15 protein-coding genes are annotated in these 15149 nt (G+C 70.5%); 8 read left to right on the top strand and 7 right to left on the bottom strand.

All coding sequences use genetic code 11. From position 1 onward, the window contains the following. Positions 1–59: 59 nt before the first annotated feature. Positions 60–716: an HAD family hydrolase gene (locus BMW88_RS17520; RefSeq protein ID WP_245777867.1), complete on the bottom strand. Its 657-nt coding sequence runs from the start codon at positions 714–716 to the stop codon at positions 60–62. Between the two features lie 245 nt (positions 717–961). On the opposite strand from BMW88_RS17520, the gene BMW88_RS17515 reads away from it, so the two are divergent. The 3 genes from BMW88_RS17515 to BMW88_RS17505 all read left to right on the top strand — a co-directional run bounded on the left by BMW88_RS17515 (position 962) and on the right by BMW88_RS17505 (position 5161). After that, a complete protein-coding gene (locus BMW88_RS17515) occupies positions 962–2461 on the top strand; it encodes a carboxylesterase/lipase family protein (RefSeq protein WP_089951866.1) in 1500 nt (499 codons plus the stop codon). 18 nt (positions 2462–2479) lie between these two features. Next, positions 2480–3727 (top strand): MFS transporter, encoded by a 1248-nt coding sequence (locus tag BMW88_RS17510; RefSeq protein WP_089951865.1) that lies wholly within the window; start codon positions 2480–2482, stop codon positions 3725–3727. A 312-nt stretch (positions 3728–4039) separates the two neighbouring features. Beyond that, on the top strand, positions 4040–5161 hold the full coding sequence (locus tag BMW88_RS17505; RefSeq protein ID WP_245777866.1) for a GGDEF domain-containing protein: 1122 nt from the start codon (positions 4040–4042) through the stop codon (positions 5159–5161). A 20-nt stretch (positions 5162–5181) separates the two neighbouring features. On the opposite strand, the gene BMW88_RS17500 is transcribed toward BMW88_RS17505, so the two are convergent. After that, entirely contained in the window at positions 5182–6024 is an 843-nt protein-coding gene (locus tag BMW88_RS17500) for an alpha/beta fold hydrolase (RefSeq protein ID WP_089951863.1), read from the bottom strand. 10 nt (positions 6025–6034) lie between these two features. Here BMW88_RS17500 and BMW88_RS17495 point away from each other — a divergent pair, with 10 nt between their 5' ends. Continuing rightward, the gene (locus BMW88_RS17495) at positions 6035–6499 is read left to right on the top strand and encodes a PPOX class F420-dependent oxidoreductase (protein WP_177221176.1); all 465 of its coding nucleotides are present in this window, start codon (positions 6035–6037) and stop codon (positions 6497–6499) included. Between the two features lie 27 nt (positions 6500–6526). Here the strand turns inward: BMW88_RS17495 and BMW88_RS17490 are convergent, their stop codons facing one another. From BMW88_RS17490 to BMW88_RS17480, 3 genes are all read right to left on the bottom strand, one after another. Further along, positions 6527–7171 (bottom strand): VOC family protein, encoded by a 645-nt coding sequence (locus BMW88_RS17490; protein ID WP_342715108.1) that lies wholly within the window; start codon positions 7169–7171, stop codon positions 6527–6529. 15 nt (positions 7172–7186) lie between these two features. Next, the gene (locus BMW88_RS17485) at positions 7187–9187 is read right to left on the bottom strand and encodes a putative bifunctional diguanylate cyclase/phosphodiesterase (protein ID WP_245777865.1); all 2001 of its coding nucleotides are present in this window, start codon (positions 9185–9187) and stop codon (positions 7187–7189) included. Between the two features lie 72 nt (positions 9188–9259). After that, positions 9260–9601: a hypothetical protein gene (locus BMW88_RS17480; protein ID WP_089951860.1), complete on the bottom strand. Its 342-nt coding sequence runs from the start codon at positions 9599–9601 to the stop codon at positions 9260–9262. A gap of 342 nt (positions 9602–9943) precedes the next feature. On the opposite strand from BMW88_RS17480, the gene BMW88_RS17475 reads away from it, so the two are divergent. Next, on the top strand, positions 9944–10705 hold the full coding sequence (locus BMW88_RS17475; RefSeq protein WP_089951859.1) for a glycerophosphodiester phosphodiesterase family protein: 762 nt from the start codon (positions 9944–9946) through the stop codon (positions 10703–10705). Positions 10706–10759: 54 nt separating this feature from the next. Then, a complete protein-coding gene (locus BMW88_RS17470; protein WP_089951858.1) occupies positions 10760–12169 on the top strand; it encodes an MFS transporter in 1410 nt (469 codons plus the stop codon). 87 nt (positions 12170–12256) lie between these two features. On the opposite strand, the gene BMW88_RS17465 is transcribed toward BMW88_RS17470, so the two are convergent. Continuing rightward, a complete protein-coding gene (locus tag BMW88_RS17465) occupies positions 12257–13117 on the bottom strand; it encodes a hypothetical protein (RefSeq protein ID WP_143116119.1) in 861 nt (286 codons plus the stop codon). Next, positions 13114–13461, bottom strand: coding sequence for a PadR family transcriptional regulator (locus tag BMW88_RS17460; protein WP_342715107.1), 348 nt, complete (start codon positions 13459–13461; stop codon positions 13114–13116). Before BMW88_RS17460 ends, BMW88_RS17465 begins: the two co-directional genes overlap by 4 nt. Before the next feature lie 302 nt (positions 13462–13763). Here BMW88_RS17460 and BMW88_RS17455 point away from each other — a divergent pair, with 302 nt between their 5' ends. Both BMW88_RS17455 and BMW88_RS17450 read left to right on the top strand, forming a co-directional pair. Further along, positions 13764–14519, top strand: a complete 756-nt coding sequence (locus BMW88_RS17455) for a thymidine kinase (RefSeq protein WP_089951854.1) — start codon at positions 13764–13766, stop codon at positions 14517–14519. Between the two features lie 238 nt (positions 14520–14757). Continuing rightward, on the top strand, positions 14758–15102 hold the full coding sequence (locus BMW88_RS17450; RefSeq protein ID WP_030466135.1) for an RNA polymerase-binding protein RbpA: 345 nt from the start codon (positions 14758–14760) through the stop codon (positions 15100–15102). The last annotated feature ends 47 nt before the right edge of the window (positions 15103–15149 follow it).

Below are 15149 nucleotides of genomic sequence, written 5' to 3'. Positions count from 1 at the left end.
GCTGGGCTGGTCGGAGCTGGGCTGGTCGGAGCTGGGCTGGTCGGAGCTGGGCTGGTCGGTCACAGGGTCACTCCGAGGGTGGCGAGGGCGGTGCGGGTGTCGTCGGCGGTGGTGTGCCGGAAGGCGTGCATGCCGACGGACCGGGCGGCGTCGACGTTGGCGGGCGCGTCGTCGAAGAACACGGCACGGGCGGCGGGGACGCCGATCCGGTCGAGGGTGTGCCGGTAGATGCGCTCGTCGGGTTTGCGCAGGCCGACGCGGCCGCTGATCACGACGGTGTCGAACAGCTCGACGAGCAGGTCCTTGGGGTAGCCCTCGCCCCAGCTGTTGGACAGCAGCGCGGTGTGCAGGCCGGCGGCGCGGGCCTTGCGGACGAGCTCGACCATCGCCGGGTCCGGCCGCGCACCGCCGAACATGCGCTTGAGCAGCCCGGTGCCCTCGATCGCCGCGCCGCCGGTGGTGATCAGCTCGGCGGCGAGGAGGCGTTCGAACTCGGCCACCGTCAGCTCGCCGGTCTCCAGCCGGGCGACCGGGTTGTCCGGTGGCGCGTCACGGCTCATCCACTCGCGCATGATCCGGCCGTAGACCTCGCGGTCGACGGCCTCGGCGTGCAGCCACGCGCCGACGAACTCGGGCACGGAGACGGTCATGACGCCGCCCCAGTCGAACACGAGCGCGTCGACCTCGGGCTGTCCGGGAAGCGTTGTGTCACCCACGCCCCGGAGGGTACCGACCGGTCGGTATGTGAGCAACCGTGGTCGAGTTCCCGCGGCGTTCGGCGCACCGGGCCGGGTGTCCCTCCAGCGGTGTCGCCGCCGTCACGGCCTCGCTACGTTCGGGCGCGCAGAGGGGTCTGACGACCCCCGGCCAGCCCGGCCCCGGCCGGCGGGAGCACCGTGCCCGGCGCGGTGCGCGACCACCGGTGCGCGGTGCGGGACCGACACTGAGGGGTGTTCGAGTGATGAGACGTCTGCTGACGGCGGTCCTGGGGGCCGCGCTCACGTTCACGGCCACGCCGGCTCCGGCACCGGCTGTCGTGTCCGGCGGCGGGGCGGTGGTGCGCACCGACAAGGGCGACGTGCGGGGAACGGTGACCGGCACGCACCGCACGTTCGGCGCCATCCCGTTCGCCGCCGCGCCGGTCGGCGACAACCGGTGGCGCGACCCGCAGCCGGTGCGGCCCTGGCGGGGAGTGCGGGACGCGACCACGCCGAGCCCGGTGTGCGCGCAGACCCCGCTGCTGGGCCAGCCGGGCTCGCAGACCGAGGACTGCCTCTACCTCAACGTCACCACACCTCTGGGCCCGGCGAAACGGCGGCCGGTGATGGTGTGGATCCACGGCGGCGGGTTCACCGGCGGCTCCGCGGCGACCTACGACGCGCGCAGGCTCGCGACCGACAACGACGCCGTCGTGGTGACCGTGAACTACCGCCTCGGCGTGTTCGGCTTCTTCGGCCACCCCGGCCTGCCCGGCTCCGGGACCTTCGGCCTCGCCGACCAGCAGGCGGCGCTGAGGTGGGTGCAGCGCAACGCCCGCGCCTTCGGCGGCGACGCGCGCAACGTCACGATCTTCGGCGAGTCCGCGGGCGGGCTGAGCGTGTGCGCCCACCTCGCCTCCCCGCGGGCCGCCGGGCTGTTCGCCAAGGCGATCATCCAGTCCGGCCCGTGCGGGCTGGAGTCACCGGACCAGACCACACCCGGCCGGTTCGTCGGGGTGTGGAAGCCCCGCGCGCAGGTGCAGGCCCAGGGCGCGGGCACGCTTGGCTGCGCGGACCTGGCGTGCCTGCGGGCCCAGCCGGTGACCGCGCTGCTCACCGTGCACGACCGGTTCGCCTCCCCCGCCCACGACACCGCCGTGCTCCCGCTCAACCCCGCGGTGGCCCAGCGCAGCGGCCGCATGCACCGGGTACCGGTGCTGGTGGGATCGACCCACGACGAGTTCACGCTCTTCGCGGCCCTGTTCTTCCCCCAGCCCGTGCCCGAAGCGGCCTACCGGGCGAGCGTCACCGGCCTGTTCGGTGAGGGACTGGCGGACCGGATCGTGGCGCGCTACCCCGTCAACGGCAACAACGACGCACGCGACGAACTGGCCGCCATCCTCACCGACAGGTCGTGGGCCTGCCCGTCACACCGCACCCGAACCGACCTCAGCCGCCACACCCGCGTCTCGGGCTACGAGTTCGCCGACCCCGACGTGCCGCTGCTGTTCCCCCTGCCGCCGTTCCCCGACTACCGCGCCTACCACGCCTCCGAACTGCTGATGCTGTTCGACTTCCCCGGCGTGACCCTCACCCCGGCACAACGCGCCGTGTCGGACTACATGATCACGGCATGGGGCCGGTTCGCCCGCACCGGCGACCCCGGATGGCGCGCCCCGGTCCAGTCCCTCGCCCCCGGCGCGATCCACGGCACCGATTTCACCGCGGATCACCAGTGCGGCTTCTGGTCGTCCGTGTCGTAGCTCGTCATCCTGGAGCGCATGCCCGGCTACCGCGAGCTCGCCCGCGACCGCGAGTTCCGCGCCCTGTTCGTGGCACACGCGGTATCGGTGGCCGGAGACCAGTTCGCCAGGGTCGCGCTGACGGTGCACGTCTACGACCGCACCGCCAGCGCCGGCCTGACCGCGCTCACCTACGCGCTGACGTTCCTGCCGGACCTGCTCGGCGGGCCCCTGCTCGCCGGGCTCGCCGACCGGTTCGCCCGCCGGCGCGTCATGGTCGCCACCGACCTCATCCGCGCGGCCCTGCTGCTGGTCATGGCCGTACCGCTGCTGCCGCTGTGGGCGCTCGCGGCACTGCTCGTGCTCGTGCAGCTCGCCGGCGCACCGCACGGCGCCGCACGGGCCGCGCTGCTGCCGCAGATCCTGCCCGACCAGCGCTACCCCCTCGGCCAGGCGGTGCTCAGCACCGTCACCCAGGCCGCACAGGTCGCCGGGTTCCTCACCGGCGGCGCACTCGTGGCCTGGCTCGGCCCGGGACCGGTGCTCATCGCCGACGCCGTCACCTTCGCCGTGTCGGCGACCCTGGCCGGAACCTTCCTGCACCACCGGGCCGCACCGCACAGCCCCCACCTGCGGGCCTGGCCGGCCGACCTCGTCGGCGGCGCCCGGCTCGTGTGGGACGACCGGCAACTGCGGGCACTCGTCGCACTCGCCTGCGTATCCGGCTTCTACATCGTCGGGGAAGCCCTCGCGGCGCCCTACGCGGCCCAGCTCGGCGCCGGCCCCGCCGCCGTCGGCTCGATCTTCGGCGCCTACGCCGCGGGAGCGGCGGCGGGCATGCTGCTGCTCGCCCGGCTCAGCGAAGAGCAGCAACTGCGCGCGATGCCGTGGCTCGCCATCGCCGCGTGCGCCGTCCTCGTGCCCGCCGCACTGCGACCGGGCCTGCCCCTCAGCCTCGGGCTGTTCGCCCTCTCCGGCGCGGCCAGCGCCTACCACCTCGTCGCCAACACCCGGTTCGTGCGCGCCGTCCCCGACGCCTCACGCGGCCAGGCGTTCGGACTGGCCGTCACCGCACTGCGCGTCTCCCAGGGAGCCGGCATCGCACTGGCGGGCCTGGCCGCCGAGACGCTGCCGGCCCACCAGGTCGCCGCCGCCGCCGGAGCACTGGGCGTGCTCGCGGCAGGCGGTGCGGCGGCCCTGTGGTGGCTCAGCGCCGAGCCCAGTCCGTCGGACGGGCCCAGTCCGTCGGACGCAGCCAGTCAGTCGGGCGGACGGGACGGCCGGTAGCGGAAACACGGTTGATCATGACTGCTCCTATGGGTGTTCGTTGCGCACAAGGGCGCCGGACTGTGCGGAATGCATTCTGTGAGGACTACTCACGGTGAGGTCCCCCACATGGAGCCACGACTTTGAGTTACCCGCTGGCTACAGTGGTTGGTTCCTGGACGGTGGTGTGGGGGTGGCAGCGTGCCTTGGCTCGACCCGCGCCGGTGGAAGTTATGGTCGCTTCCTCCTGTGGTGCTGGCCTACGTCGTGACGGTGGTTGTCTCAGCAACCCTCGTCACGCTCGCCACCGCACGGCGTACCCCTGCCGAAGCCTTGACCTGGCCCTGGTTCCTGCTGCTCGCCGGCGGCGCGGTCCTGCACCTGGAAGCAGCGCGCGGAATCGAACGGATCCGCGAAATCAGCGCCGAAGGCTCCCCACACGCCCACATGCAGTCGGTGTGGCTGTTCGCGGGCGTGCTCGTACTACCGATGCCACTGCTCGTCGCGCTGATCGTCATCAGCTACACGCACTCGTGGTACCGGGTCTACAAACGCCGCGCGGTCCTGTTCCGCAAAGTGTTCTCCGCCGCCACTGTCGTACTCGGCAGCGCCACCGCGCAACTCGTGCTCACGCTCTTCGACGACCGCGCCGTCGACCTCGACGGCCCACTCGGCCTGCTCGCACTGGTCACCGCCGGCTTCCTGTACTGGTTCATCAACTACGCGCTCGTCGTGACCGCCATCTTCGTCACCAACCGCCACAACCCGGTCCGCACCGCCCTGGGCAACGCCTCCGACATCCTCATCGTGCTCGCCTCCGTCGGCCTCGGCTCCGGCGTCGCCATCATCATGACCTCCCGGCCCTGGCTCACCCCCATGCTGCTGCTCACCGTGCTCGCCCTGCACATGGGACTGCTCCTGCCCCAGTTCCGCGTCGCAGCCCGCACCGACTCCAAGACCGGACTCGTCGACGCCACCTTCTGGCACGACGTCGCCGAACGCGAACTCGCCCGCGCCCGCCGCCTCGTCTCCACCGTCGGCGTCCTGATCCTCGACCTCGACCACTTCAAACTGATCAACGACACCTACGGCCACCTCGCCGGCGACCGCGTGCTGCGCGCCGTCGCCGACGCCCTCAAACACTCCGTGCGCTCCTACGACCTCGTAGGCCGCTTCGGCGGCGAAGAGTTCGCCGTCCTGCTGCCCGGCGCCAGCACCGACGAAGCCCGCGCCACCGCCGAACGCATCCGCCACGAGATCGCCGGCCTGCACATCGCCGTCACCGACCGCCTCGGCCACGACAGGGTCATCTCCGGCCTCACCGCCTCCGCCGGCGCCGCGGTCTTCCCCGACACCGCCACCGAGCTCAGCCCCCTGCTGCTGGCCGCGGACGAAGCCCTCTACCAGGCCAAGAACAACGGCCGCGACCGCGTCGCGACCGCCACCGCCTTCTGACCACCGGCCACCCCCGCGAGCTAGGCGTCCAGGAACGCCGCGATCCGCCGCACCACCACGTCCGGCTCCTCCACCCACGGGTAATGCCCCACACCCTCATGCACGAACAAACTCGCACACGGGAACAACTCCGCCAGCTCGGCACAACGCCGCACCGGCGAAATCGGATCCACCCCACACGCGTACACCAGCACCGGATGGTCGAAGTCCCGCAACGCCCGCCGCAACACCCCCGGCACGAACGCACCCTCGGCGTTGTACCCCGCCGCCACCCGGTACTTCCACTGCCCCAGCTCCGCCCGCGCGTGCGCCCGAGCCCGCTCATCCCACCGCGCGTAGAACAACGGCGACGCAGCCACCCGGCTCTCCACCGACTCATCACCCGCGGCAGTGCGCTCCAACGCCGCCGTCGCCTCCCCGAACCACGGCTCACCCGCCCGCGACGCCAGGAACGCGTCCCAATCCCGCTGCTCCGGCGACAACCCCACACTGCGCAACGCCGGCGTCAGCAACACCAGCCTGCCCACCCGCTCCGGGAAGTCCGCCGCATACCCCATCGCGATCCCGGCACCCGCCGAATGCCCCAGCACATCCACCTGCTCCAACCCCAGGTGCCGCCGCAGCATTTCCACATCCCGCACCAGCATGTCCCGCCGATACGTGAACGGATCCACCGGCTCACCGGACTCCCCCGTCCCCCGGTTGTCCAGCACCACCAACCGCCGCGCCGCGTCCAACCCGCCCAACGTCTCCAGATACGCCGAAGCCCGGCCGGGACCACCCGCCAGCACCACCAGCGGAACACCCTCCCCCACTTCCCGGAAGGCGAGCTCAGTACCGTCGAACGAGGTGAACCGTGCCATGCTGCACATCATGCCGAAGATCGCCACCACCGACCTCGTCGACCGGCCGCAACTGCTCGAGTTCCTCCGCCCCCGCCACCGCGGAGTCCTCATCACCCACCGCGCCACCACCGGCGCGGTCCAGGTCTCCCCCGTCGCCTGCGGACTCGACACCCAGGGCCGCATCGTCGTCTCGACCTACCCGCAACGCGCCAAGACCCGCAACGCCCGCCGCGACCCGTCCGTCACCATCTGCGTGCTCTCCGACGACTGGGACGGCCCCTACGTCCAGGTCGACGGCACCGCCGAAGTCCTCGACCTGCCACAAGCCCTCGACGACTTCGTCGACTACTACCGCTGCATCGCAGGCGAACACCCCGACTGGGACGAATACCGCGCCGCCATGATCCGCCAGGGCAAAGCCCTCATCCGCATCACCATCGACCGCTGGGGCCCCATCGCCACCGGCGGCTTCCCGCCCGAACTCGACGCCTGACCGACGACCGAGCCCCACCACCGCCCGCTAAGCCCAGGCCCCGCCCCAGCCCTCCGGCCGCTCCAGCAACACACAACCACCCCCACCACCCGGACCCTCGACCGAAGCGACCAGACCCGTCGGCACCACCACCGGATCCACCACCACCCGGCCCCCCAACGCCGACACCCGCCCACACGCCGCCACCACGTCCCCCACGGCGAAGTAGACCCGCCAGCCCCGCGCCCGCGACGTCGCCAACCGACCCGCGACCGGCCGCGGCTCACCCTGCCGCGACGACGTGAACAGCACAAAACCCTCCCCCGCGGGCCGCACCCCCCACCCCAGCTCCCCCACCCAGAAACCGTCATCCGGCTCCTCGGCCATCAACTCCACCCAGCACGGCTCACCACCACGCGGCCGCGGAGCCCACGGACCGTGCAACACCCGGCCACCACCGACAGCGGAACCACCACGCAGCTCCCGCGGCTCATCCCCGCCGAAGAACACCCGCCAACCCCGGTCCCCCGCCACCACCCGCGCCGCCAGCCGGTCACCCACCCAGCCCGAGAACGACCCACCCGGCTCCGCCAGCACCGTCCACCCCAGCACACCGGCGAAAAAATCCACCGACACCTCAGGCTCGGCAACGCTCAACTCGACACGACGCACACCACAAGACGACACGGGCATCCCATCAGGCCGGGATCAGGAGCGCGCACCATCCTCTGCTCCGACCACCCGAGACGACAATGCGCCATTCGGCGGCACCCGCTCCGCGCTCACCACCTCACGCAACGGCACCGGCCGGCCCAGGTGAAAACCCTGCCCCACCCGAACCCCCAACCCCCGCAACGCCTCCACCTGCGACGGCCGCTCCACCCACTCCGCCACCGCCGACAACCCCAGCCCATTCGCGATCTGCACGATCCCCGACACCAGCACCGCATCCGCGGCACTGGTCTCGATGCCCTTCACGAACTCACCGTCGATCTTGATCCCCGTGATCGGCAAGTGCTTCAAGTGCACGAACGACCCGAACCCCGAACCGAAGTCGTCCAACGTGATCCGGCACCCGAACTCCCGCAGCTGCGTCGCCAGCGCCACCGCCGCATCCAGGTTCGTCACCGCCGCCGTCTCCGTGATCTCCAAACCCAACCGCCCCGGCGCCACCCCCGCCGACCCCAGCCGGTCCAGCACGAAATCACCGAACCCCGGATCCTCCAACGTCCGCCCCGACACGTTCACGTTGAACCGCAACCGCGAATCCGGCTCCGCCACCAACGCGTCGATCGCCGTCGACAACACCCACCGGTCCACCTCCAAGATCAGGTTCGACCGCTCCGCCACCGGCAAGAAGTCCGCAGGCCCCAAATACGGCTCCTGCCCGTCCTCCAACCGCAACAACAACTCATGACCCAGCGTCGTACCACTGTGCAGATCCACCATCGGCATCCCGTACAACGCCAAACCACCACCCGCCAACGCCGCACGCAACCGATCCAGCACACTGACCCGCTTCACCGTGTCCGCGTAATGGTTCGGCTCGTACACCGTCACCCGGTTCCGCCCCGCCGCCTTCGACGCGTACAACGCCAGATCGGCGTTCGCCAGCACCAACTCCCACGAATCACCCGGACCGAACTCCGCCAGCCCCGTGCTCACCGTGATCCGCGCCGGCGTCCCGATCCCCGCCAGCGGAAAACCCGCCACCGCGTCCCGCAGCCCATCCGCCACCGCCGACGCGTCCTGCGGCGACGCACCCGGCAACACCACCGCGAACTCGTCACCACCCAGCCGCGCGATCAACCGGTCACCCAACCGCGACTGCAACGCCGACGCCAGCATCCGCATCACCCGGTCACCCACCGCGTGACCCCGCAGATCGTTCACGTCCTTGAAGTTGTCCAAGTCCAGCACCAACAGCGCACCCGACCCGTTGTTCGCGAGCTCCTGCTCCAACGCCCGCGTCAACGCCCGCCGGTTCGGCAACCCCGTCAACGGGTCCTGCTCCGCCATCCGCACCAGCTCGTCGTGCACCCGCGACGACTGCGTCACGTCATGAGCCGTCCCCAACGCCCGCAACGGAGCACCGTCATCACCCAGGACGACCTCACCGAAGCACTCGAACACCCGCTCCGCACCATCCGGGCGCAACATCCGATGCGTGTACGTGAACACCGACCCCGTCTTCAACGCCGCGTCCAGCGTCTCCTCGACCATCGGCAGGTCGTCCGGGTGCACCAGCCGCGAGTACAGCTCGAAGTCGAACGCCGTCCCCGGCGCGAACCCGAACATCTCCAGCAACGTGTCCGACCAGGTCACCCGATCTTCCGTGATCGCCCACTCCCACGTGCCCATCCGGCCCAGCGCCTGCGCCCGCCGCAACGCGTCCGCCTCCTGCGCCACCGTCAGCTCACGATCACGCCACGCCGACACGTCCACGACCTCGTACATCAGGTCGTCACCCAACCGGGTGCACCGCACCTCGAGCCACTTCGGCCCCGGCGCCAGCACCTCCCTCGCCGGCGCGGGCACCTCCGGCACACCGGGCAACAACGCCGGCAACGACCGGCCGTACGCCTGCTCCACCGGAACACCCAGCACAGCACCCAGCGCACGGTTGCACCACAACAGGTTCCCGCGCGCATCCGTCACGGCATAGCCGACACCCGCTCGGTCCAGCACCGTGCGGCAGTAGGAGGTCACGCGCGTCATGATCGTCCGATCACCGGACGTAAGCAACCCGCTACGCCGGTTGGTTCGCTGTTGTGCGAACGGCTAACGCAGCCGTTCCAAGCCCTTCGCCGACTCCACCAGCTCCACCGCCAGCTTCCTCAGCTCCTCGTTCTCCGCCCCGTCCTGCGCCGCCGTCACCACGTCCTCCGCGGCACACCGCAACTGGAACAACCTGTCCTGCAGGTCCGCCAGCTCCGCGGTCGACAACACCACCGCGTCCTCGGGAAGCCCACCCCGCTGCAACGCCGCCCTGCGCTCGTAAGCGCGCTGGCGACACGGCTGCGCGCAGTACCGCCTCGGCCGGCCGATCCGCCCACTCCCCGGCAACCGCCGCCCGCACCACGCACAGTGCCTGGGCTCATCCGCCTCCATGGAGCGCTCCATGGCGCGCGACGGTAGCGAATGGCGGCGGGGGACCTCCAGCGACGCGCCAGAAAGCCCGACCTTCGTAGGGAACCGGACACCACCGGCCGGACCATCGGCGCTGCTCATGGGTACGACTTGTTCGTTGTTCAACGAGTTCTCCATGCCCCTGGGCGGCTCGCTCCTTCGATGATCGAAATCGCACTCCGGTTCCGTCGCTTTTTTGGTTCTTTCTTGTTCACCGGGACTTTCATGCCGGTGTCTGTTCACTTTAGTCAACACTGAAATTACAGAGAAGAATCAGAAAGTGTCCCGCCACCCACTGGCCACCCCGGAGCCACCGCCGCCAGGCACACTCGCGGCGTGACCCACCCGTACCTCGCAGGATCGCGGCCCCGCGCCTTCGCCCACCGCGGCTGGCACGTCGACGACCTCACCGGCATGGAGAACTCGCTCAGCTCGTTCCGCCGCGCCGTGCAGGAGGGCTACCGCTACATCGAGACCGACGTGCACGCCACCGCCGACGGCGAGGTCGTGGTCCACCACGACCACACGCTCGACCGCACCACCGACGGCCGCGGCAGGGTCGCCGAGCTGCCGTGGACCGAGGTCCGGAGGGCCCGCGTCGGCGGACGCGAGCCCATCGCCCGCCTCGCCGACGTCCTCGAAGAGCTGCCGGACACGTTCTTCAACATCGACGTGAAGGCCGACAGCGCCGTCGAACCCATCATCACCCTGCTGCGCCGGGCCAAGGCGCTGCACCGCGTGTGCCTCGCCAGCTTCTCCGACAACCGCCTCGCCCGGCTCCGCCGCCGGGGCGGCCCCGGACTCCTCACGTCCATGGGCCCGCGCTCCGCAGGCGCGCTCTGGGCCGCTGGCCGCGTCCCGCTCGCCGGGCTCGCCGTGCGCGGCCAGGTCGCCCAGGTGCCCGTCAACCAGGGACGCCTCACCGTCGTCGACAAGAGGTTCGTCGAGGCCGCCCACCGCCGCGACCTCGAAGTCCACGTGTGGACCATCGACGACGAAGCCGACATGCGAGCCCTGCTCGACCTCGGCGTCGACGGCCTGGTGACCGACCGGCCCGACGTCCTGCGGGAAGTTCTCCGGTCGCGCAACAGCTGGTAACAGCTTGGACAGTCGATCATGGGACGTGTCGGCGGACAAGTACAGTCCGCCGACATGAAGGTCAAGGGCGACGACGCCGCCGACGCCACCACCGCCGGCCGCCGCAGGGAACAGCGCGGCTGGGTCTGGTACGACGTGGCGAACTCCGTGTTCCCCACGTCGGTGATCACCGTCTTCCTCTCGCTGTACCTCACGAGCATCGCGACCAACGCCGCCAAGGCCGACACCGCGCTCAACGGGGCGAACCCCTGCGCGGGCGACAACTCCTTCGACCACTGCGACGTCACGATCCTCGGACTGCAGTTCCCCTCCGGCTCGCTGTGGGGCTACCTGCTCTCGGCCGCCACCGTGATCCAGGTCCTCGTCCTGCCGATCATGGGCGCCATCGCCGACCGCACCCAGAACAAGAAGAAGATGCTCGCCTTCTTCGCCTTCACCGGCTCCGCGGCCACCATCGCGCTCGCGACCGTCGAAGGCACCGGCTGGAAGCTCGGCGTCCTGCTCTTCGTCATCGCCAACATCTGCTACGGCAGCAGCGTCGTCGTCTACTACGCCTTCCTGCCCGAGATCGCGACCCCCGACGAACGCGACGCCGTCTCGAGCCGCGGCTGGGCCTTCGGCTACCTCGGCGGCGGCGTCGCCCTCGCCATCCAGCTCGGCATCACGCTGTCCGCCGACTCACTCGGCATCTCCTCCGGCGACGCGGCGCGCATCGCGTTCGTCATCTCCGGCATCTGGTGGGCCGCCTTCACGATCATCCCGCTGCGCACCCTCACCGAGCACCGGCGCCCGCACGGCCGCGAACACGGCGCCTCCGTCGTCTCCGCCGGGTTCAAGGAGCTCGCCTCCACGCTCAGGCAGGCCAAGGCCTTCCCGCTCACGCTCGCCTTCCTCGGCACCTACCTGATCTACACCGACGGCATCGCCACCGTCGCCAACGTCTCCGCCCAGTACGGCAGCGTCGAGCTGAAGTTCGAGCAGCAGACCCTGATCACCGTGATCCTCATCGTCCAGTTCGTCGCCTTCGTCGGCGGCGTGCTGCACGGCTTCGTCGCCAAGCGCGTCGGCGCCAAGAAGACGATCCTCGGCTCGCTGCTCGTCTGGATCGTCGTGATCACCGCGGCGTTCTTCGTGCGAGTGGGCGACGAGACGCAGTTCTACCTCGTCGCGGCCGGCATCGGCATCGTGCTCGGTGGCACCAACGCGTTGTCGCGCAGCCTCTTCAGCCAGATGGTCCCGCCCGGCCGCGAGGCGCAGTACTTCTCGCTCTACGAGGTCGGCGAGCGCTCCACCAGCTGGCTCGGCCCGCTGGTGTTCGCCGGGGTCGGCCAGGCCACCGGCAGCCTGCGCCCCGCCATCCTCGCGCTGATCATCTTCTTCGTCGCGGGCTTCGTCCTGCTGATCTTCGTGCCGGTGCGCAGGGCCATCAAGGCCGTGGGCAACTCCGAACCCGCACTCGTCTAGGACCGGCCGGGGTGGCGCCGCCGACCTCAGCCGGTGCCGCCACCCCGCCTCACCCGGCCAGACCCCTGTCCCGCCGTCCGGGGCCGCTCACGCGAACCCCGGCTTCCGCACCGGCGCCACCGCACTGACCACCAGCAGCACCGCCGGCACCAGCACGACCCACCACCGCACTCCCCCGGCGAGCAGCAACGCCACCGGCCCCAGCTCCAGCACCGCGAACAGCGACAACGCCCGTCCCAGCACGAAGTCCCCGCGCACGAACGCCACCACCCGCAGCACGACCAGCGCCGCCACGACGACGAACGCCGCCGGCACGACCCAGCCGGCCAGCCCCAATACCAGCGCTCCCCCACCCCACCACGCGAGCCTCCCGGCCGGCGGCGTCGGAGCCTCCCGGTGGAAACCCAGGCACAGCGCCGCGAACGTCACCAGCGCCGGCAGCTGCCACATCAGCCACGACCCCACCTGCGGCCCGAACGCCAGCAGGCCGGGCACCGCGGCCGCGAACGCCACGGACTTCGCGAGCGTCCGCTTCCCCGCCAGCAGCGCCGCGAACGCCACCGCCGGCAGGAGGTCGACCACCACGACCACGGCGTCGCGGCCGGGCAACTCCGGGTGCCCCGCCTCGTAGACCATCCCCGCGAGCGAGACGCCCACACCGAGGACGCCCAGCAGCAACCCGATCACCCCCAGCGCCCGCACGACCTCGCCACGCCACATCGCCCCCACCGGCACTCCCGTGAGGCCCGCCCCCGCCGCCAGGTGGGTCCGCACCGCGAGCCCGAGAACCGCCCCGGTCTCCCCCCAGCCCGGCCAGCCGTGCTCCAGGTCGAGGTCGTCGCCGCGGCCGGCCAGGAAGATCCCGACCATCTCCTCCTCGCGGTCCTCCCGGTACCAGCGCGGCAACACCCGCAGCAGCGTCCGGTACCGGCGCTCCAGGTTCCTCATGCCCTGCTCGCCCACGGCTGCAACCCCCTCGCCCTCAGCACCGCCGAGGCCGCCCGCACGTTCGCGCTGAGCCTCGCGACCTCCGCCTGCAACGCCCGCACCCCGGAGTCGGTGAGCCGGTAGTAGCGCCGCAGCCGCCCCTGGTGCACCTCTTCGCGGTCGCGCTCGGCCAGCCCGTCCGCCACCAGCCGGTCCAGCACGCCGTACAACGTGCCCACGCGCAGTGCCATCCGCCCCTCGGAGAGCTGCTCGACCGCCTGGACGATCGCGTACCCGTGCAGCGGCTCCTCGGCCAGCGCCGTCAGCACGAGGAACGTCTGTTCCGACATGACTCGACCACTCATGTCGATGAATATATCGCGTCGTGAGTTATATCGAGAAGCGCGATACCTCGTGGGTGATTTATTCGATCAACACTGAAGTTATTGAGCGCGTTGCTGATCCTTCGGCAGCCGAGCGACGTCCACTGGCCTTCAGGAGACACTGAAACTATCGAGTGACACGGGTCGCGATGACGTTTCGGCGTCTCTCCCAGCGGCAATGTCCAGCCGAAGGCCGCAGGTCACACCTGGAGGGACGGACGATGGCGAGGGATACGCGGTGGGGATTCCCGTTGATCAGGAGCCAGGCACTAGGGTGACGCGCCGTGGACGCCCTTCCCGATCCGACAGACGCCCTCTCCGCTGTACCTGTCGCTGGTTCCCGGCGCTCGACGCCGGTCGTGGGGCACCTCAAGTTCTTCTTCGGCCCGATGGACTGCGGCAAGTCGACGCTGGCGCTGCAGATCGACCACAACAACTCGCGGCAGGGTCGCCGCGGGCTGCTGCTGGTGCGCCACGACAGGTCCGGGCGACCGCAGATCTCGAGCCGCATCGGCATCACGCGCGAAGCCGCGGAGATCCGCGACGACGATCTCCGCCGGCTCGTCAGGGCGGAGTGGGCGCAGGGACGGCGGGTCGACTACCTGATCGTGGACGAGGCGCAGTTCCTCTCCCCCGGCCAGGTCGAGCAGCTCGCGGAGCTCGCGGACGACGTCCAGGTCGACGTGTACTGCTTCGGGCTCGCCACGGACTTCCGCGGCGAGATGTTCCCCGGTTCACAGCGGTTGTTCGAGCTGGCGGACGAGCTCAAGGCGATCCAGGTCGAGGTGCTGTGCTGGTGCGGTGTGCCAGGACGGTTCAACGCGCGAGTGCGGGCCGGACGGGTGATCCGCGCCGGCGACACCGTTCTCGTCGCCGACACGGTGCCGGACACGGAACAGCACCGATCGGGTACGGAGAGCAACGGTGTAACCGATACCACGGAAACTACCGTGCGCTACCAAGTGCTCTGCCGGCGTCACTTCCGCCTGGGCGATCTGGGGCCTGACGTCGCACAAAGTGGCCAACTTCGGTTGGCCTAGGCGGGTATCCACCGCCTCTGCTAGGCCATTAGAGTGATGCGTGCACTCAGTAGCTTGATAACGCGTCACGATCATGTGGCGATCGCATCCATTAGTAGGAAGCCTTCGTTGACGAGTGAACGACGTCACTGTGGGCGACCATGAGAGCGAACCGGAAACAAACGGAGCAATCCGGGCGTTGCACACGGTGAGCAAGAAGCCTGGGCCCCGGCCCTGAGCCGAGCGAAAGGACACCGCCATGGCCGACCGCGTTTTGCGTGGAAGCCGGCTCGGAGCAGTCAGCTACGAGACCGACCGCAACCACGATCTCGCTCCGCGCCGGGCAGCGCGGTACGCCTGCCCCAAGGGACACGACTTCGAGGTCCCGTTCTCCGACGACGCCGAGTTGCCGCCGACCTGGGAATGCCGCCTCCACGGCACCGAGTCGAAGATCATCGACGGGGTCGAGCCGGAGGTGAAGAAGGTCAAGCCGCCGCGCACGCACTGGGACATGCTCCTGGAGCGCCGGTCGATCCCCGAGCTCGAGGAGCTGCTCGACGAGCGCCTCGAAGAGCTCCGCGGACGCCGCACCCGCACGGCCTGACACTTCCCAGACGCTCCAAGCCGTCCCGGTCTCCCGCCGGGACGGCT

The organism is Lentzea xinjiangensis, assembly GCF_900110955.1.
GTDB classification, from domain to species: Bacteria; Actinomycetota; Actinomycetes; order Mycobacteriales; family Pseudonocardiaceae; genus Lentzea; species Lentzea xinjiangensis.
The sequence above is the reverse complement of the archived record's forward strand: the minus strand, read 5'-3'. Positions and strand labels throughout refer to the sequence as shown.